At 62.7% G+C, this 17,186-nt stretch carries 25 protein-coding genes; 24 read left to right on the top strand and 1 reads right to left on the bottom strand.

What is annotated here, in order from left to right:
* The first annotated feature begins 1 nt into the window (after position 1).
* The 13 genes from rpsC (at position 2) to rpmD (ending at position 5,630) form a co-directional block, all read left to right on the top strand.
* Positions 2 to 697: a 30S ribosomal protein S3 gene (gene rpsC / locus N6L26_RS06360; RefSeq protein ID WP_253515092.1), complete on the top strand. Its 696-nt coding sequence runs from the start codon at positions 2 to 4 to the stop codon at positions 695 to 697.
* Positions 698 to 718: 21 nt separating this feature from the next.
* Positions 719 to 1,153, top strand: coding sequence for a 50S ribosomal protein L16 (gene rplP, locus N6L26_RS06355; protein ID WP_253515093.1), 435 nt, complete (start codon positions 719 to 721; stop codon positions 1,151 to 1,153).
* Positions 1,153 to 1,362 (top strand): 50S ribosomal protein L29, encoded by a 210-nt coding sequence (rpmC, locus tag N6L26_RS06350; protein WP_253515180.1) that lies wholly within the window; start codon positions 1,153 to 1,155, stop codon positions 1,360 to 1,362. The genes rplP and rpmC overlap by 1 nt, the downstream gene beginning before the upstream one ends.
* 10 nt (positions 1,363 to 1,372) lie before the next feature.
* Positions 1,373 to 1,663: a 30S ribosomal protein S17 gene (gene rpsQ / locus N6L26_RS06345; RefSeq protein WP_263607187.1), complete on the top strand. Its 291-nt coding sequence runs from the start codon at positions 1,373 to 1,375 to the stop codon at positions 1,661 to 1,663.
* Positions 1,664 to 1,728: 65 nt separating this feature from the next.
* On the top strand, positions 1,729 to 2,097 hold the full coding sequence (gene rplN, locus N6L26_RS06340) for a 50S ribosomal protein L14 (protein WP_050599048.1): 369 nt from the start codon (positions 1,729 to 1,731) through the stop codon (positions 2,095 to 2,097).
* A complete protein-coding gene (gene rplX / locus N6L26_RS06335) occupies positions 2,097 to 2,417 on the top strand; it encodes a 50S ribosomal protein L24 (RefSeq protein WP_253515095.1) in 321 nt (106 codons plus the stop codon). The genes rplN and rplX overlap by 1 nt, the downstream gene beginning before the upstream one ends.
* Positions 2,410 to 2,988 (top strand): 50S ribosomal protein L5, encoded by a 579-nt coding sequence (gene rplE, locus N6L26_RS06330; RefSeq protein ID WP_263607186.1) that lies wholly within the window; start codon positions 2,410 to 2,412, stop codon positions 2,986 to 2,988. The genes rplX and rplE overlap by 8 nt, the downstream gene beginning before the upstream one ends.
* 26 nt (positions 2,989 to 3,014) lie before the next feature.
* The gene (rpsN, locus tag N6L26_RS06325) at positions 3,015 to 3,320 is read left to right on the top strand and encodes a 30S ribosomal protein S14 (RefSeq protein ID WP_221600164.1); all 306 of its coding nucleotides are present in this window, start codon (positions 3,015 to 3,017) and stop codon (positions 3,318 to 3,320) included.
* An 11-nt stretch (positions 3,321 to 3,331) separates the two neighbouring features.
* On the top strand, positions 3,332 to 3,727 hold the full coding sequence (rpsH, locus tag N6L26_RS06320) for a 30S ribosomal protein S8 (protein ID WP_067464745.1): 396 nt from the start codon (positions 3,332 to 3,334) through the stop codon (positions 3,725 to 3,727).
* Positions 3,727 to 4,260 carry a 50S ribosomal protein L6 gene (rplF, locus tag N6L26_RS06315; protein WP_263607185.1) on the top strand — a complete coding sequence of 178 codons (534 nt, stop codon included), beginning with the start codon at positions 3,727 to 3,729 and terminating at the stop codon, positions 4,258 to 4,260. Before rpsH ends, rplF begins: the two co-directional genes overlap by 1 nt.
* Before the next feature lies 1 nt (position 4,261).
* Positions 4,262 to 4,606: a 50S ribosomal protein L18 gene (gene rplR / locus N6L26_RS06310; RefSeq protein WP_263607184.1), complete on the top strand. Its 345-nt coding sequence runs from the start codon at positions 4,262 to 4,264 to the stop codon at positions 4,604 to 4,606.
* A complete protein-coding gene (rpsE, locus tag N6L26_RS06305; protein WP_253515102.1) occupies positions 4,606 to 5,439 on the top strand; it encodes a 30S ribosomal protein S5 in 834 nt (277 codons plus the stop codon). Before rplR ends, rpsE begins: the two co-directional genes overlap by 1 nt.
* 5 nt (positions 5,440 to 5,444) lie before the next feature.
* The gene (gene rpmD / locus N6L26_RS06300) at positions 5,445 to 5,630 is read left to right on the top strand and encodes a 50S ribosomal protein L30 (protein WP_253515105.1); all 186 of its coding nucleotides are present in this window, start codon (positions 5,445 to 5,447) and stop codon (positions 5,628 to 5,630) included.
* Between the two features lie 58 nt (positions 5,631 to 5,688).
* On the opposite strand, the gene N6L26_RS06295 is transcribed toward rpmD, so the two are convergent.
* The gene (locus N6L26_RS06295; protein WP_263607183.1) at positions 5,689 to 7,176 is read right to left on the bottom strand and encodes an ArnT family glycosyltransferase; all 1,488 of its coding nucleotides are present in this window, start codon (positions 7,174 to 7,176) and stop codon (positions 5,689 to 5,691) included.
* Positions 7,177 to 7,330: 154 nt separating this feature from the next.
* On the opposite strand from N6L26_RS06295, the gene rplO reads away from it, so the two are divergent.
* The 11 genes from rplO to N6L26_RS06240 all read left to right on the top strand — a co-directional run bounded on the left by rplO (position 7,331) and on the right by N6L26_RS06240 (position 17,134).
* Positions 7,331 to 7,855, top strand: a complete 525-nt coding sequence (rplO, locus tag N6L26_RS06290) for a 50S ribosomal protein L15 (protein ID WP_263607182.1) — start codon at positions 7,331 to 7,333, stop codon at positions 7,853 to 7,855.
* A 104-nt stretch (positions 7,856 to 7,959) separates the two neighbouring features.
* Entirely contained in the window at positions 7,960 to 9,324 is a 1,365-nt protein-coding gene (gene secY, locus N6L26_RS06285) for a preprotein translocase subunit SecY (RefSeq protein WP_263607181.1), read from the top strand.
* 31 nt (positions 9,325 to 9,355) lie between these two features.
* A complete protein-coding gene (locus tag N6L26_RS06280) occupies positions 9,356 to 10,003 on the top strand; it encodes an adenylate kinase (RefSeq protein ID WP_263607180.1) in 648 nt (215 codons plus the stop codon).
* Between the two features lie 67 nt (positions 10,004 to 10,070).
* Positions 10,071 to 10,718, top strand: a complete 648-nt coding sequence (locus tag N6L26_RS06275) for an SRPBCC family protein (protein WP_263607179.1) — start codon at positions 10,071 to 10,073, stop codon at positions 10,716 to 10,718.
* Positions 10,719 to 10,802: 84 nt separating this feature from the next.
* Positions 10,803 to 12,164 carry an NADP-specific glutamate dehydrogenase gene (gdhA, locus tag N6L26_RS06270; RefSeq protein WP_412071346.1) on the top strand — a complete coding sequence of 454 codons (1,362 nt, stop codon included), beginning with the start codon at positions 10,803 to 10,805 and terminating at the stop codon, positions 12,162 to 12,164.
* A 279-nt stretch (positions 12,165 to 12,443) separates the two neighbouring features.
* The gene (gene rpsM / locus N6L26_RS06265) at positions 12,444 to 12,812 is read left to right on the top strand and encodes a 30S ribosomal protein S13 (protein ID WP_253515113.1); all 369 of its coding nucleotides are present in this window, start codon (positions 12,444 to 12,446) and stop codon (positions 12,810 to 12,812) included.
* A 55-nt stretch (positions 12,813 to 12,867) separates the two neighbouring features.
* The gene (gene rpsK / locus N6L26_RS06260) at positions 12,868 to 13,257 is read left to right on the top strand and encodes a 30S ribosomal protein S11 (protein WP_253515114.1); all 390 of its coding nucleotides are present in this window, start codon (positions 12,868 to 12,870) and stop codon (positions 13,255 to 13,257) included.
* Positions 13,258 to 13,364: 107 nt separating this feature from the next.
* Positions 13,365 to 14,420 (top strand): DNA-directed RNA polymerase subunit alpha, encoded by a 1,056-nt coding sequence (locus tag N6L26_RS06255; protein WP_253515116.1) that lies wholly within the window; start codon positions 13,365 to 13,367, stop codon positions 14,418 to 14,420.
* A gap of 117 nt (positions 14,421 to 14,537) precedes the next feature.
* Complete coding sequence (gene rplQ, locus N6L26_RS06250) at positions 14,538 to 14,960, top strand: 50S ribosomal protein L17 (protein ID WP_263607177.1); 423 nt, start codon at positions 14,538 to 14,540, stop codon at positions 14,958 to 14,960.
* 91 nt (positions 14,961 to 15,051) lie between these two features.
* Complete coding sequence (locus tag N6L26_RS06245; protein ID WP_263607176.1) at positions 15,052 to 16,434, top strand: serine hydrolase domain-containing protein; 1,383 nt, start codon at positions 15,052 to 15,054, stop codon at positions 16,432 to 16,434.
* A gap of 133 nt (positions 16,435 to 16,567) precedes the next feature.
* Positions 16,568 to 17,134, top strand: coding sequence for a hypothetical protein (locus N6L26_RS06240; protein WP_263607175.1), 567 nt, complete (start codon positions 16,568 to 16,570; stop codon positions 17,132 to 17,134).
* The last annotated feature ends 52 nt before the right edge of the window (positions 17,135 to 17,186 follow it).

Raw genomic sequence — 17,186 nt, 5'->3', positions numbered from 1 at the left:
GATGGGCCAGAAGAGCAATCCGATCGGTCTGCGCCTGCAGATCAACCGCACCTGGGACAGCCGCTGGTACGCCGAAGGGCGTGACTATGCCAAGCTGCTCAGCGAAGACATCAAGCTGCGCAAGCACATCGTCGACAGCCTGCCGCAGGCAGCGATCTCGAAGGTCGTGATCGAGCGTCCGGCCAAGCTGTGCCGCATTTCGATCTATGCCGCCCGTCCGGGCGTCATCATCGGCAAGAAGGGCGCGGACATCGAAAAGCTGCGCACCAAGCTGTCGAGCATGACCGACAGTGAAGTGAAGCTGAACATCGTCGAGATCCGCAAGCCGGAAATCGATGCCAAGCTCGTCGCCCAGGGCATTGCCGACCAGCTGATCCGCCGTGTCGCCTTCCGCCGCGCCATGAAGCGCGCCGTGCAGTCGGCTCTCCGCCTCGGCGCGGAAGGCATCAAGATCGTCTGCGGCGGCCGTCTCGGCGGTGCTGAAATCGCGCGTGTCGAATGGTATCGCGAAGGCCGCGTTCCGCTGCACACGCTGCGGGCCAACGTCGACTATGCGGAAGCCGAAGCGCTCACCGCCTACGGGATCATCGGCATTAAGTGCTGGATCTTCAAGGGCGAAATCTTGGCGCATGACCCGACCGCCCAGGACCGCCTGATGATGGAAGCCCAGACCTCGGGCGTCCGTCCGGCGCGCTGATTGCAGGATTAGGAAAGAACCATGCTGCAACCGAAGAAAACCAAGTACCGCAAGGCGTTCAAGGGCAAGATCCATGGCAAGGCCAAGGGCGGCACCACGCTGAATTTCGGGTCCTATGGCCTGAAGGCGATGGAACCCGAGCGGATCACCGCGCGCCAGATCGAAGCGGCCCGCCGTGCGATCACGCGTCACATCAAGCGTCAGGGACGTTTGTGGATCCGCATCTTCCCCGATGTGCCGGTGTCGAAGAAGCCTGCCGAAGTCCGTCAGGGTAAGGGCAAGGGCTCGATCGAATACTGGGCTGCACGGGTCAAGCCGGGCCGCATCCTGTTCGAACTCGACGGCGTCGCCGGCCCGCTGGCCGCCGAAGCGTTCGAGCGCGCAGCGATGAAGCTGCCGATCAAGACCAAGGTCGTTGCCCGTCTGGGCGACACCTCGCACCTGGGAGGCGAATGATGGCCAAGACCGAAGACCTGCGCCAGAAGTCGGACGACCAGCTGGCTGAAGAGCTGACCACGCTCAAGCGCGAAGCGTTCAACCTCCGCTTCCAGGCGGCGACGAACCAGCTCGAGGCCCCGGCTCGCATCCGCGAAGTGCGCCGCACGATCGCCAAGATCAAGACGCTGCAGAGCGAGCGCACGCGCTCGGCTGAAGCGAAGGCTTAAGGAGTAGACCATGCCCAAGCGTATCCTGATCGGGACCGTCACCTCCGACAAAACCGACAAGACCGTTACCGTGCTCGTCGAACGCAAGGTGAAGCATCCCCTCTACGGGAAGATCATTCGCCGTTCGAAGAAGTACCATGCTCATGACGCGCAGAACGAGTTCACGCTCGGCGATGTCGTGCGCATCGAAGAAACCAAGCCGATCTCCAAGACCAAGACCTGGCAGGTGATCGATCGCGTTACCGCAGGTGGCACTCAGGCTGTCGAGGCTGACCTCGACGTCGAAGCCGCCGGTAACTGAGCTTTTATTGACGTAGGAACTGCCGGGCAAACGTCCCGGCAAGCCATTGAGAAGGAACCGGATCGATGATCCAGATGCAATCCAATCTCGACGTCGCGGACAACAGCGGCGCGAAGCGCGTCCAGTGCATCAAGGTACTGGGCGGCTCCAAGCGCCGGACTGCTTCCGTAGGCGACGTGATCGTGGTTTCCGTCAAGGAAGCCCAGCCGCGCACCAAGGTGAAGAAGGGCGATGTTCATCGCGCTGTCATCGTGCGCACGAGGAAGGACGTCCGCCGCCCCGATGGCAGCGTAATCCGCTTCGACAGCAACGCCGCGGTGCTCGTGAACAAGAGCGAAGAACCGATCGGTACCCGTATCTTCGGCCCGGTCGTGCGCGAACTGCGCGGGCGCGGTTTCATGAAGATCATCTCGCTTGCTCCGGAGGTGCTGTAATGGCCGCCGCAAAGATCAAGAAGGGTGACAGCGTCGTCGTCCTGTCCGGCAAGGACAAGGGCAAGACCGGCACCGTCGCGAAGGTCATGCCCAAGGATGGCAAGATCGTCGTCGAAGGCGTCAACATCGCCGCGCGTCACCGCAAGCCGACCCAGCAGAACCCGCAGGGTGGCATCGACCGTTTCGAAGCGCCGATGCACATCAGCAAGGTTGCGCTGGCCGATCCGAAGGATGGCAAGCCCACGCGCGTCCGTTTCCAAGACCAGGACGGCAAGAAGGTTCGTGTCGCCGTAAAGTCCGGAGAGACCATCGATGGCTGATTATACGCCCCGCATGCGCAAGCGCTACGACGACGAGATCGTCAAGGCGATGACCGAGAAGTTCGGCTACAAGAACGCTCTTGAAGTCCCGAAGCTGGAAAAGATCACGCTCAACATGGGTGTGGGCGAAGCCAGCCAAGACAAGAAGAAGGTTCAGACTGCAGCCGAGGAAATGGCGCTGATCGCCGGCCAGAAGCCGGTTATCACCAAGGCCAAGAAGTCGATCGCGCAGTTCAAGCTGCGTGAAGGCATGCCGATCGGTTGCAAGGTCACCTTGCGCCGTGACCGCATGTACGAGTTCACGGACCGTCTGGTGACCGTGGCCATGCCGCGCATCCGAGATTTCCGCGGCCTCAACCCGAAGTCGTTCGATGGCCGTGGCAACTATGCCATGGGCCTGAAGGAACAGATCATCTTTCCCGAGATCAGCTACGACCAGATCGACAAGGTCCGGGGGATGGACATCATTGTAACCACGACGGCGAAGACCGACGACGAGGCGCGCGAACTGCTCCGCCTGTTCGGTTTCCCGTTCCCGGCCGAAGTGTCGGAAGAGAAGGAGGCGGCGTGAGCCGCTAATAGAGGAACTTAAGTCCAATGGCGAAACTGAGTTCGATCAACAAGAACGAGCGTCGTAAGAAGCTCGTCAAGCAGTACGCGGAAAAGTTTGCGAAGCTGAAGGCTATCGCTGACGATGAATCGCTGGATGAGAGCGAACGCCTGATGGCGCGTCTCAAGATGGCGGAACTGCCGCGTAACGCGAACCCGACCCGGGTGCGCAATCGCTGCTCCACCACCGGCCGCCCCCGCGGCTACTACCGCAAGTTCGGGCTCAACCGCATCGAACTGCGCGACCTCGGCAACAAGGGCCTGATTCCAGGCCTGACCAAGTCGAGCTGGTGAGGTAAAGACAGATGGCTATGACCGATCCCCTGGGTGACATGCTCACCCGCATCCGCAACGGCCAGCGCGCGAAGAAGGACAGTGTCCTTTCGCCCGCCAGCAAGCTGCGTGCGAACGTTCTCGAAGTGCTTCAGCGCGAAGGCTACATCCGTGGCTACAGCGAAGACGCTTCGGCCAAGCACGCACAGCTGCGGATCGAACTGAAATATTTCGAGGGCGAACCTGCGATCAAGCATGTCGCTCGCGTCTCCAAGCCGGGCCGCCGCGTCTATTCGGGTTCGAAAGAACTTCCGATCGTGCGCAACGGCCTTGGCATCACCATCGTCTCGACGCCCAAGGGTGTGCTTTCGGACGCCGAAGCGCGCACCGAAAACGTCGGCGGCGAAGTGCTGGCGGAGGTGTTCTGATGAGCCGCATCGGCAAAAGGGCAGTAGCGATCCCGAGTGGGGTTACTGCCAACATCAATGGCAAGACGCTCAGCGTCAAGGGGCCCAAGGGCACCCTCGACATGGGTCTGTCCGACCTGATCGAATACACGCTCGAAGACGGCGAGATCTCGGTCAAGCCGGCCAACGATACCCGCGCTGCCCGCAACCACTGGGGCATGCAGCGTACCATGGTATCGAACCTGGTCGAAGGTGTGACCGAAGGTTTCACCAAAGTCCTCGAGATCAATGGTGTCGGTTACCGTGCGCAGGCGCAGGGCAAGAAGCTCAAGCTTCAGCTCGGCTACTCGCACGATGTCGATCTCGATGTGCCGGAAGGCCTCGAGGTGAAGACCCCTGACCAGACCACCATCGAGATCAGCGGTATCGACAAGCAGGCCGTGGGCCAGTTTGCGGCGAACGTCCGCAGGTGGCGCAAGCCCGAGCCTTATAAGGGCAAGGGCATCAAGTACCGCGGCGAGTATATCTTCCGCAAGGAAGGGAAGAAGAAGTAAGATGGCCAAGCTCTCTCTCTTTGAACGTCGCCGTCGCCGCGTCCGCACCGCGCTTCGCAACGTGTCGGGTGGCAAGCCCCGCCTGTCGGTGCACCGCACCGGCAAGCACATCTACGCGCAGATCATCGACGACGCCGCGGGCAAGACCCTCGCCGCCGCTTCGACGCTCGGCACGCAGAACTCGGGCGCCAATGTCGATGCGGCCAAGAAGGTCGGCACCGACATCGCCGCTGCTGCCAAGAAGGCCGGCGTGACCACCGTCGTGTTCGACCGCGGCGGCTTCCTGTTCCATGGCCGCGTCAAGGCGCTGGCCGACGCCGCTCGCGAAGGCGGGCTGGAGTTCTGATGATGGCTGACGAAAACAAGACCGAAAACACCGAAGCCGAAACCAAGGTCGAAGAGACCAAGGTTGAAGCGACTCCGGCCAAGGCCGAAACCGAAGCGCCTGTGACCAAGGAAGAGCCGGCTGTTGCCGACACGCCTTCGGAAGCAGCTGCCAACCAGAGCCCCGCACAGGGTGCCGAAGGTCAGCCGCGCGAACGTCAGGGCCGTGGTGGCCGTGACAATCGCGGTGGTGGCGGCGGTGGCCGTGGCCGCGGTGGCCGCGACAACAACCGTCGTGGCGGACGCCGCGAGGAAGAAGACGACGGCATCATCGAGAAGCTCGTCCACATCAACCGCGTCAGCAAGACGGTGAAGGGCGGTAAGCGCTTCGGTTTTGCTGCACTCGTGGTTGTCGGTGACGGCCAGGGCCGCGTTGGCTTCGGCAAGGGCAAGGCTCGCGAAGTGCCCGAAGCGATCAGCAAGGCGACTGCCGCTGCGCGCAAGAAGATGGTCCGTGTCCCGCTGAAGGAGGGCCGCACCCTCCATCACGACGGCAAGGGTCACTTCGGTGCCGGCAAGGTTACCGTTCGCACCGCGCCTCCGGGTACCGGCATCATTGCCGGTGGTCCGATGCGTGCCGTGTTCGAGAGCCTCGGCGTTGCCGACGTGGTGACCAAATCGGTCGGCACCTCGAACCCCTACAACATGATCCGCGCCACTTTCGACGCGCTGACCACACAGACTTCGCCGAAGTCGGTGGCCCAGCGTCGTGGCAAGAAGGTTGCCGACCTGCTCGGCCGCGGTGGTTCTTCCGAGGCCGAGGCTGAAGCCGACGCCGCGGCAGTCGTGGAGTAATAACGATGGCCAAAGCGAAAACCGTCAAGATCAAGCAGATCGGTTCGCCGATCCGCCGTCCGGAAAGCCAGCGCCAGATCCTGATCGGCCTGGGTCTCAACAAGCTGCACAAGGTTGTTGAGCGTCAGGACACCCCCGAGGTGCGCGGCGCGATCGCCAAGATCCCGCATCTGGTGACCGTGGTCGACTAGACAACCGGGTCATACCGAATTGAAGGGCCGGGCAACGCGAGACGTTGTCCGGCCCTTTTTATTGGTCCGCGGCTGCGTGGCAATGGCCGTAGACCACAACCTCGATATTCCACCCTTTTAGGAGGGGTTCCGACGCCACCTTGCGGCAGTTCCGCTTCGCATAGGCGCGCACCAGCGTGCTGGTGGCGGTATTGGTAACCTTGGTGGTGCGGTCGACGATGGCGCCCGGGCGCTGCGCCAGTAGCCGCTCGACTTCGCTCAGCGTGGCGATGTGACTGACATCGCTCTCGGATGCCTGATGCAAGTGATTGGGGAATGCGAGCGGCGTGGGAAACCGCGAACCGGTGAGCGTGTAGAGCAGCGGTGGGCCGTCATAGATCAGCAGCGGACCATCGCCCTTGCTCTGTTCGATGGCTGTGGCGAGCCTGGACATGGCCGTCCGGGCCTCGCGGGTTTCTGCAAAGCCGAAGAAGGGATGGAAAAGCACCGGCATCACCGCCGCAATGCCCAGCAGGACGGCGCCGGTTCTTGGCCACGCGAGACTTGCCGGGGCGAGCGCGCACAAGGGTACCAGCAGCGGCAAGGCGTAGTGCAGATAGAAGGCGGGAACCGAGAAGAAGCCGATCAGTGCGGCCACCAGCCATCCGGCGAAGAAGGTGCGATAGATACCAGAAATCCGGGTGAGGGCGACCATGCCGGCTGCGGCAAGCGGGAGCAGCATCAGCGCGAGGATCAGCAGGCGCTGCATTCCGCCATTGTCTTCGACCGGCTTGCGCAGGTTGGAAAGGACCATCGCGGTCCAATATTCATCCCAGTAGCCATTGAGCGCATACCACGCAGCGAACAGCGCGCTCGGCAACAAGCCCAGCGCGATCCAACCCACCATGCGCAGCACGGTGGTGCGACCGAGACCGCCCATCCTGATCTGGAGCCCGACCGCGAAGAGGCCGAGGAACATCGCCTCGAAGACCGCGGTAGTCTTTATGGTGATCGCGATCCCGGCAAGCAGCATGGCCAGCCCCACCAGGCGCTGCCCGCCACGGGTTTCGAAGCGGTGTATGCTTGCGAAGGTGAGCGCCGCAGCGGCCGCGATAAATAGGTTGTAGAACACCGGACTCTGCCCGCCGTGGCCATGGAACAGGCAAATCGCGGTCAGATAGGTTCCGGCCCCGAACAGCGCGGGTCCCCGCGAGGTCAGTCTCCGCGCCATGCCATAGATCGTCAGCGCGGTTGCCGCCGCGAAGATCGTGGCGGCGATCTGGTAGGTGACATACCAGTCCGAAATGGCTGCCAGCGCGCCGAACAGCAGGAAATGCCCGGGCGGCTTGCGGTCCCACACATCGACATAGGGGATCGCGCCATGCACCATCTCCACCCCGGCGGCGAAATAGAATGCCTCGTCGATATGAAGGTCGGGATGGCCGAAGGTAGCAATGCGGGTTACCAGCGCAAAGACGAGCAGCAGGAAGCCAATCGCCACCACTTCCCGTCCGCCCAGCGGCGGCGCTGACCTGTCGGCCCCGTGAGCCCGGTTTTGCAGAACCATATCGCCCCATCCCCTTGCCGATCGCCGCCGGCATCGCCACTCTCAGGATCCGCCGGATTCGGGGTCGACAAGATCGGCCAAACAGACTATCGGCGCCCACTTCCCAACAGCGCGAACCCCGTGATGGGGCCTAGAAAGCGAAAGCGAGTGCACTATGAAACTTAATGATATCCGCGACAATGCCGGCGCACGCAAGAGCCGGATCCGTGTCGGCCGTGGCATCGGCTCGGGCAAGGGCAAAACTGCCGGTCGTGGCCAGAAGGGCCAGAAGGCCCGTTCGGGTGTTGCCATCAAGGGCTTCGAAGGCGGCCAGATGCCGCTGCACATGCGTCTGCCGAAGCGCGGCTTCAACAATCCGTTCGGCAAGGACTTTGCCGAAGTGAACATCGGCATGGTCCAGAAGTTCATCGACGCCAAGAAGCTCGACGGTTCGAAGGTCCTCGACCACGAAACGCTGCGGGCCGCTGGCCTCGCGCGCGGTGGCAAGGACGGCGTCCGTCTCCTCGCCAAAGGCGAGCTCAAGGCCAAGGTCACCTTCAAGGTTGCCGGTGCCTCCAAGGGCGCCATCGAGGCAGTCGAGAAGGCGGGCGGCAAGGTCGAGGTGATCGCGGCTGACAAGCCCGAGCACGAGAAGAAAGCTGCCCGTGCCGAAGCCAACAAGGCAAAGAAGGCGAAGTAAGCGGGATAATTCGGGGGACGGGTTCGACAATCCGTCCCCCGCTCCCTATCTAGCCTTCCTGTGCCGGGAGGGACCGGCGTCAATTCAGGATTGAACAGATTCCCATGGCATCACGCGCCGATAATATCGCGAGCAATATGAGCCTCGCAAATTTCTCCAAGGCCACCGAGCTGAAGAACCGAATCTGGTTCACTATCGCGGCCCTGATCGTCTTCCGTTTTCTCAGTTTCGTTCCGCTTCCGGGCGTGAATCCGCTGATCCTGGGTGATCTCTACGATCAGACGCGGGGCGGTATCCTCGACCTGTTCAACACTTTCTCGGGCGGCAGCCTTGAGCGCATGAGTCTCATCGCGCTCGGCGTCATGCCCTATATTACCGCCTCGATCGTGGTGCAGCTGGCAGCCGCGCTGCATCCCAGCCTCGCCGCGCTCAAGAAAGAAGGCGGTGCGGGCCGCCAGAAGCTCAACCAGTACACGCGCTACGGCACTGTGTTCCTGTGTGCGATCCAGGGCTGGTTCCTTGCTTCTGGTCTCGAGAGCTTCGGCGCGCAGAGCGGGCTGCAGGCGGTGGTCGACCCGGGCATCATGTTCCGCGTGGGCGCGGTCATCAGCCTCGTCGGCGGGACGATGTTCCTGCTGTGGCTGGGCGAACAGATCACCAGTCGCGGTATCGGCAATGGCGTTTCGCTGATCATCATGGCGGGCATTGTCGCCCAGTTCCCGACCTTCGTCTCGAACCTCGGTTCGGGTTATTCGGAAGGTTCGATCGCCACCGGCATCATCGTTGGCCTGATCGCGATGGTCGTGATCCTGATCCTCGTGATCTGTTTCATGGAACGCGCGCAGCGCCGCCTGCTGATCCAGTATCCCAAGCGCGCGACGCAGCGCGGCATGATGCAGGCCGACCGTTCGCACCTGCCGCTCAAGCTGAATACCGCTGGCGTCATTCCGCCGATTTTCGCCAGTTCGCTGCTGTTGCTGCCGCTGACGATCACCCAGTTCGCTGGCAATTCGGTCGATACCGATAGTGCCGCGGGGGGCGCGCTCCAGTCGGTGCTGCAATATCTCCAGCATGGCCAGCCGCTCTATATGGCGCTGTATGCCATCGGCATCATTTTCTTCTGCTTCTTCTACACCGCGATCGTCTTCAATCCTGAAGAGACCGCCGACAACCTGAAGAAGAACGGTGGCTTTATCCCGGGGATCCGTCCGGGCAAGCGCACCGAACAGTATCTCGACTATGTGCTGACCCGCATCACCGTGATCGGGGCGATCTACCTGACGCTCGTCTGCGTGCTGCCCGAATACATGATCGCGCAGACCGGCGTTCCGCTGTTCCTTGGCGGCACCAGCCTGCTCATTGTGGTCAATGTGACGGTCGATACGATCAGCCAGGTCCAGTCGCATCTGCTGGCACACCAGTATGGCGACCTCATCAAAAAAGCGAAGTTGAAGGGACGCCCGCGTTAAGGCACAGCACGGGCGAAGGGGACAATACGCGATGGACATCATCCTCCTGGGCCCTCCGGGCGCCGGTAAGGGAACGCAGGCACAACGACTGGTCGAGCATCATGGCATGCTCCAGCTCTCGACCGGCGACATGCTGCGTGAAACACGCAAGGCCGATACCGAACTGGGCCGTACGGTAGCCGACATCATGGATTCGGGCGGGCTCGTCTCGGATGACATCGTTTCGGCGATGATCGATGCCAAGCTGACCGAGATGGGGCCGGAGATCGGTGCGATCTTCGACGGCTATCCGCGGACTGCGGCGCAGGCCGACCAGCTCGACGAAATCCTCGCTCGGCATGGCCGCAAGCTCGACCATGTGATCGAACTCGAAGTGAACGAGGATGCGCTGGTCGAGCGGATCACCGGCCGGTTCACCTGCGCCAATTGCGGCGCCGGCTATCACGATGTCTTCAAGCTGCCCGAGAAAGAGGGCGTGTGCGACAAATGCGGCTCGACCGAATTCAAGCGCCGCCCGGACGATAACGAAGAGACCGTGCGCACCCGCATGCAGGAATATCGCGGCAAGACTGCTCCGATCCTGCCAGGCTACGAAGCACGCGGTATCGTCAGCCGGGTCGATGGCATGGCTTCGATCGAAGACGTGACCCGCGCGATCGACGCGATCCTCGCGGACTGATCGACCCGGCGCTTCCAAACAGACGCAACTTCGCTTAGGACGTCTCTCCGCACAGGGGAGAGGGTCCATGCGTCTTGTCACAACGGTTCTTGCTGCAGCCGCGCTGACGGCTGCGGTGCCGCTGTCGGCCACGGTTGCCGAGACCAGCGAACGCGGCTTCGTGACGCAGGACCAGGCCGATGTCGCGGCCAGCCCGCTGGATACGTGGCTCGCGCTGATCCGGCCGGCCGACTGGTGGAGCGACGCACATACCTGGTCCGCCGATGCCGCCAATATGACGCTGACCCCTCAGGCGGGCGGCTGCTTTTGCGAGCGTGTGCCCGGCGAGGACCGCGAGGACGGGTTCTCGCTCGACGGCAGCGTCCAGCACATGACCGTCATTCAGGCCTATCCGCTCAGGAACCTGCGCATGCGCGGGGGGCTCGGCCCGTTGCAGGGCGAACCGGCCACCGGTGTGCTGACGATCACGCTCGAGGAGATCGCGGGCGGGACGCGAATCCGCTGGGAATATGCCGTCGGCGGCTCCATGCGCTACGAGGTTGCCTCGATTTCGCAGGCCGTTGATGCCGTGATGAGCCAGCAGTTGCATGGCCTCAGGGACTATCTTGGGGCTCTCGAAGGGGCGGGCGGGGCAGACGGCGCAGCCGATGACCCGTCACCGGATGAGGAACCGAGTATCGAGGCGCAGATCGATGCCTTGCAGGTCGCGGAATAACACAAACTGACGAGCGCCCGCCGAACGGGCGCCGGGGTCGCAAACATCAACTCGCCCGACCGGGCACCAGGGGGGAATTGCGACATGGCATCCGTCTACGACAGGCACGTGGATCTTTCGACATTCATGGAGGGCGTGAAGAAGCGCAATCCGGGGCAGGACGAGTTCGTCCAGGCTGTCCAGGAAGTGGCGCAGGACGTTTACCACTTCATCGAGGATAAGGAAGAATACCACGAGGCGCAGATCCTGCGCCGGATCGCCGAACCCGACCGGATCGTCAGCTTCCGCGTGTGCTGGGAGGACGACAATCACTGTATCCGGGTGCAGCGCGGCTGGCGGGTGCAGAACAACAATGCGATCGGCCCCTATAAGGGCGGCATCCGCTTTCACCCCAGCGTCAATGAGAGCGTGCTCAAGTTCCTCGCCTTCGAACAGACCTTCAAGAACTCGCTCACCGGCCTGCCGATGGGCGGCGGCAAGGGCGGGGCGAACTTCAACCCCAGGGGCAAGAGCGACAGCGAAGTGATGCGCTTCTGCCAGAGCTTCATGACCGAGCTTTACCGCCATATCGGCCCCGATACCGATGTGCCGGCGGGTGACATCGGCGTGGGCGGACGCGAGATCGGCTATATGTTCGGCCAGTACAAGCGCATCACCAATCGCTGGGAAGGCGTGCTGACCGGCAAAGCCACCGAATATGGCGGTTCGCAGATGCGCCCCGAGGCGACCGGCTATGGCGCGGTCTATTTCCTGCAGAACATGCTGGCGCACAAGGGCGACGCGGTCGAGGGGAAGAGTGCGGTGATCTCGGGCTCGGGCAATGTCGCGACGCATGCGGCGGAAAAGATCGTCCAGCTGGGCGGCAAGGTACTGACCCTGTCCGACAGTGGCGGCTTCATCCACGATCCCGACGGGTTCGACCAGGACAAGATCGACTGGGTCAAAGACCTCAAGACCCGCCGCCGCGGGCGCATTTCCGAATATGCCGACCACTTCACCTCCGCCTCGTTCCATGAGGGGCGGCGTCCGTGGGACGTGCCATGCGACCTGGCGCTGCCCTGCGCAACGCAGAACGAGCTCAACGAAGATGAGGCGCGCAGCCTGGTCTCGAACGGCTGCAAGGCGGTTTCCGAAGGTGCCAATATGCCGACCACGCTCGACGGGGTGAAGGTCTTCCACGATGCCAAGATCATGTACGGACCCGGCAAGGCGGCGAATGCGGGCGGGGTCGCGGTCTCGGGGCTCGAGATGAGCCAGAATTCCGAACGGATCGCGTGGAACCACGAACGGCTAGGCCAGATGCTGACCGAGTTGATGGAGGGCATCCACGGCAAATGCGTCGAATATGGCGACCAGGGCGATGGCTATGTCGATTACGTCAAAGGCGCGAACATCGCCGGGTTCAAGAAGGTTGCCGATGCGATGCTCGCATTTGGAGTGATGTAGGGTTTTGACCTTCGCGGCGTCACGCGCTACAAGGCCTGCAACACCTCGCGAGCCGCCCATCCGGCGGTCTCGTTGGTTTGCGTGTGCTGGGCGGTTGACGCCGCGGGCGAATCCCCCTAAGCGCGCTCTTCATTCGACATTGCGGTGAGTCCGGCGGCGACAGCCATATTGGGCGCCCTCCTGCCGATTTGTATCAGGCAGGTACCGCGAGCGTCGATGAATGGAGCGATGAGATAGGGTTAACCGGATGTCCGGTCCCTGTGGAGCATGGAGAAGTAAGTGGCTCGTATTGCCGGGGTAAATATCCCCACCAACAAGCGCGTGATCATCGCGCTCACCTATATTCACGGAATCGGCCGGACCAAGGCCGTCGAGATCGCCGACAAGCTCGGCATCGATCATGCGCGTCGCGTGCAGGACCTGTCCGACGAGGAAGTCCTGCGCGTTCGTGAAACGATCGATGAAGAGCACATGGTCGAAGGCGACCTTCGCCGCGACACGGCTATGAACATCAAGCGCCTTATGGACCTGCGTTCGTATCGCGGCCTGCGTCACCGTGTCGGCCTGCCCGTTCGCGGCCAGCGCACTCACACCAATGCCCGTACCCGCAAGGGCAAGGCCAAGCCGATCGCTGGCAAGAAGAAGTAAGCGGAGGGATTTCCCTACGCTTTTGCCTTCTTGATAGATTAGAGGAATAGAGACCATGGCACGCGAACCCGGCCGCGTTAGGCGCCGCGACAAAAAGAACATTTCGAGCGGCGTTGCACATATCAACGCCAGCTTCAACAACACGATGATCACCATCACCGATGCACAGGGCAATGCGATCAGCTGGTCCAGCGCGGGTATGATGGGCTTCAAGGGCAGCCGCAAGTCGACTCCCTATGCCGCGCAGGTCGCCGCCGACGACGCGGGCCGCAAGGCCGTGGAACACGGCGTGCGCACCCTCGAGGTCGAAGTGAAGGGCCCGGGCTCGGGTCGTGAGAGCGCACTGCGCGGTCTCGCGGCAGTGGGCTTCACCATCACCTCGATCCGCGACGTGACGCCGATCCCGCATAACGGGGTCCGTCCTTCCAAGCGTCGTCGCGTCTGATCCGTACCTGCCTGGCGGCTCGCTAGCGGGCCGCCGACACCCTCTCACGGACCGGACGCTCTTGCAAAGAGCGCCGGTCCTGCCCGCATCCGAACCAGGGGATTTGCATGTCCGTCAACATTAAGAACTGGCAGGAACTCAAGAAACCCAATGTCCTTGATATCAAGGAATCCGGCGACAAGGCGCGCAAGGCGACCTTCGTGGCCGAACCGCTCGAGCGCGGCTTCGGCCTGACGCTCGGCAACGCACTGCGTCGCGTGCTGCTCAGCTCGCTCCAGGGCGCCGCGATCACCTCGATCAAGATCGAGAACGTGCTCCACGAATTCAGCTCGCTTGCCGGCGTGCGCGAAGACGTCACCGACATCGTCCTCAACGTGAAACAGATCGCGCTGAAGATGGAGGGCGAAGGCATGAAGCGCCTGCAGCTTTCCGCTACCGGTCCCGGTGAAGTGAAAGCCGGCGACATCGCCGTGTCGGGCGACATCGAGGTGATGAACAAGGATCTGGTGATCTGCCATCTCGACGAAGGCGCGACGCTCAACATGGAGCTCACGGCCGACATCGGTAAGGGCTATCGCCCGGCAGTCATGAACCGCCCCGTCGATGCGCCGATCGGTCTGATCCCGGTCGACTCGCTGTTTTCGCCGGTCCGCCAGGTCAGCTACAAGGTCGAGAACGCCCGTGTTGGCCAGGAACTCGACTACGATAAGCTTTCGCTGTCCATCGATACCGACGGTACCGTCACTCCCGAAGATGCCGTGGCCTATGCCGCCCGCATCCTTCAGGACCAGCTGACGCTGTTCGTCCACTTCGAAGACGGCATCCCGCAGCCCAGCTCGGCCATGATCGGCCAGGCTGCAGAGCCGCAGGAAAGCGACACCAACCAGCTCAACCGCTACCTTCTCAAGAAGGTCGATGAGTTGGAACTGTCGGTGCGTTCGGCCAACTGCCTCAAGAACGACAACATCATCTACATCGGCGACCTGGTCCAGAAGACCGAGGCCGAGATGCTCCGTACGCCGAACTTCGGCCGCAAGTCGCTCAACGAGATCAAGGAAGTGCTCTCGTCAATGGGTCTGCGCCTCGGCATGGACATCCCCGGCTGGCCGCCCGAGAACATCGAGGAAATGGCCAAGAAGCTCGAACAAGAGCTTCTGGGTTAAATTCATACTGCGTGCGTCCCGGTGCAAGCCGGGACGTCGCGATCAGGGAGGTCGGCCCTGTCCGACCAGCTACGGGCTACCTCGCACGGGCCCCTATCGAACGAAGGATAAGTTGAAATGCGTCATAAAATGTCCGGCCGTAAGCTGCAGCGCAAGACCGGCCACCGTAATGCGATGCTCCGCAACATGGCCGCCGCGCTGATCAAGCACGAGCAGATCATGACGACTTTGCCCAAGGCGAAGGAAATGCGGCCCTACATCGAAAAGCTGATCACGCTGGCCAAGCGTGGCGGCCTGTCGAACCGTCGCCTCGCCATGAGCCGCCTGCAGGACGAAACCCAGCTCAAGAAGCTGTTCGACGTGCTGGCCGAGCGTTACGACGACCGTGAAGGTGGCTACAGCCGCGTGATCAAGGCCGGTTACCGCGGCAGCGACGCCGCCCAGATGGCCGTCATCGAACTCGTCGACCGCGACGTGGACGCCAAGGGGCAGGATTCGGGTCCGGTCATGAACGAAGACATGGACCTCGAAGAGGCGTAAGCCGCATTCGAAACCAGACAAGCGGGGCCGGACGGGAAACTGTCCGGCCCTTTTGTTTTGCTTGCACGGAAAGCCGTGCCACAAGACGCGCATGATCAGACATGCCCTCGCAGCCGCCGCGCTGCTCGCCGCCACGCCAGCCGCTGCCCAATCCACCACGCAGGATGAACTTGGCGCCCGCTACGATCGCGCGCTCGCTGCGGGGTACAAGGCGCTGTTCCTGTGCAGCGCCATCGCCAATGCGGAACGCAATGGAGCAGCCCGAACGCCTGCCAGCGTCGAGGCGTGGGAATTGACGGGTATCCAGGCACCACTCGACGAAATCGCGCCCGAGCTGGCCTATGAAATCCACCGCAGGCCCGCGTCCAGGGCTACTGCCGCGGGCTCGAACGAAGTCAGCCATATCAGCGTCGATTGGGCAGAGAGCATGCCGCCCCGGATCGCGATCCACGATTCGCGGATGGGCTGCCAGCTTGCCCCCATCGGCGGAGGGCTTCCTCCCTTCGTGACTACCCGGCCCGGGCAAAACCATCCGGTCGCCGCGGTGACGCCTTTCGGGGAGGGCGCGTTGAAGACCGTTGGCGAGGGTGCCTTCGCGCAGCGCTATGGCGAGGGCACGCGGACTACGGCGGTGCTGGTGCAGCGCCGCGGAGCGTTGCTGGGCGAGGCCTATGCCCCCGACTTCGGACCGGCGGTGCCGCAGCGTACCTGGTCGGTCGCCAAGAGCATTGCCGCGACCTTGGTCGGCGCCGCGCAGGCGCGCGGCGAAGTGCAGGTCGATGCCCGCGCGGGACTGGGCGGCAGAATGCAGGACCATACCCGCTACGGGATCACGATCGACCATCTCCTGCGCATGGCCTCTGGGCGTTACTCCGACACGCCTGGCAACCGCACCGATCCGCTCTATTTCGGTGGCTCGTCGGTCGCGGAAACGGCGACCAGTTGGCCGGTCATCCATCCGCCGGGATCGGTCTATCGCTATGCCAATAACGACACGCTGATGGCGGTGCGCGCTATCAAACCGGGGTTTGACGAACATCCTCCCGCTGCGCTGTTCGAGAAGCTCGGCATGCACCACACCGTGGCCGAGACCGACTGGGAGGGCGATTACATTCTCTCGAGCCAGGTCTGGTCGACCGCGCGCGATCTGGCGAAACTGGGTCAGCTCTATCTCGACGGCGGTATGCTCGCCGATGGCACGCGTATCCTGCCCGAAGACTGGGTCGACTATGTCTCGGCGCCCACCGGTCCGCAGCCCGACAGCCCGTTCGGCTACGGCGCGGGGTTCTGGCTGCTGAACACTTCCGAGGGTGTCCCGGCCGACACATTCGCCGCAATGGGAAATCGCGGGCAGTTCATCGTAATCGTGCCTAGTATGAACGTCGTGATCGTACGGCGGGGCGAGGATCCGACCGGATCGCGCTTCGATATTGCCACGTTTACACGCGATGTGCTTGAAACGTTTAGAGAATAGGCGTTCAGGAAAAGAGCTCAGTACCTGAACAATCGCTGTAGCCGGAGTTCAGCGTCACCTCACGGCGGCTTCTCTAGAACCCTTCTCATAGCCGAGGCAATCCCGCCGCGGCACCGACGAGGAGGACCTCGAGATGCAACAATTGACCAAAACGTTCGCGAAGGGTGGGATCGCAACGGCTGCCGTCGGCGCGATGGCGCTGGCCGGAGCCACGCCTGCCCAGGCTCGCGGTGATGATGACGGGATTTCGGTTGGCGAAGTGATCGCCGGTGCAGTAATCATCGGCGGCATTGCTGCCATCGCCAGCGCGGCTAGCAAGAACCGCGACCACCACCGCGACGGCCGCTATTACCGCGATGGCCAACGCTACAACCACGGCAACGACTATCGCCGCACCGCTTATGCCACACGCGGCAACCCGCGGTCGGCGGTCAAGCGCTGCGTCAGCGCCGCCCAGGCCGATGCGCGCCGCTATGGCTATCGCCTCGCGCAGGTAACCGATATTCGCGATGTCGACGACACCCGCTATGGCTGGAAGGTCAAGGGCACGATGGTGGTCGATGGGCAGCGCGGTTACAACTCGCGCTATGACCGCCGCGATCGCCGGTACAGCAATCGCGATCGCGGTAGCTTCACTTGCTCGATCGAACGCGGCCGCGTCACCTATCTCGACTTCAGCGGTATCCGCGGACTGCGCTGATACCTGCTTCCAAGGACCACCATGGGCGGTTCAGGCTTCATTTAGCCTGGGC

This window comes from Qipengyuania sp. SS22, from assembly GCF_025736935.1.
In the GTDB taxonomy this organism is placed as follows: domain Bacteria; phylum Pseudomonadota; class Alphaproteobacteria; order Sphingomonadales; family Sphingomonadaceae; genus Qipengyuania.
This window is presented reverse-complemented; position numbering and strand designations above follow the sequence as displayed.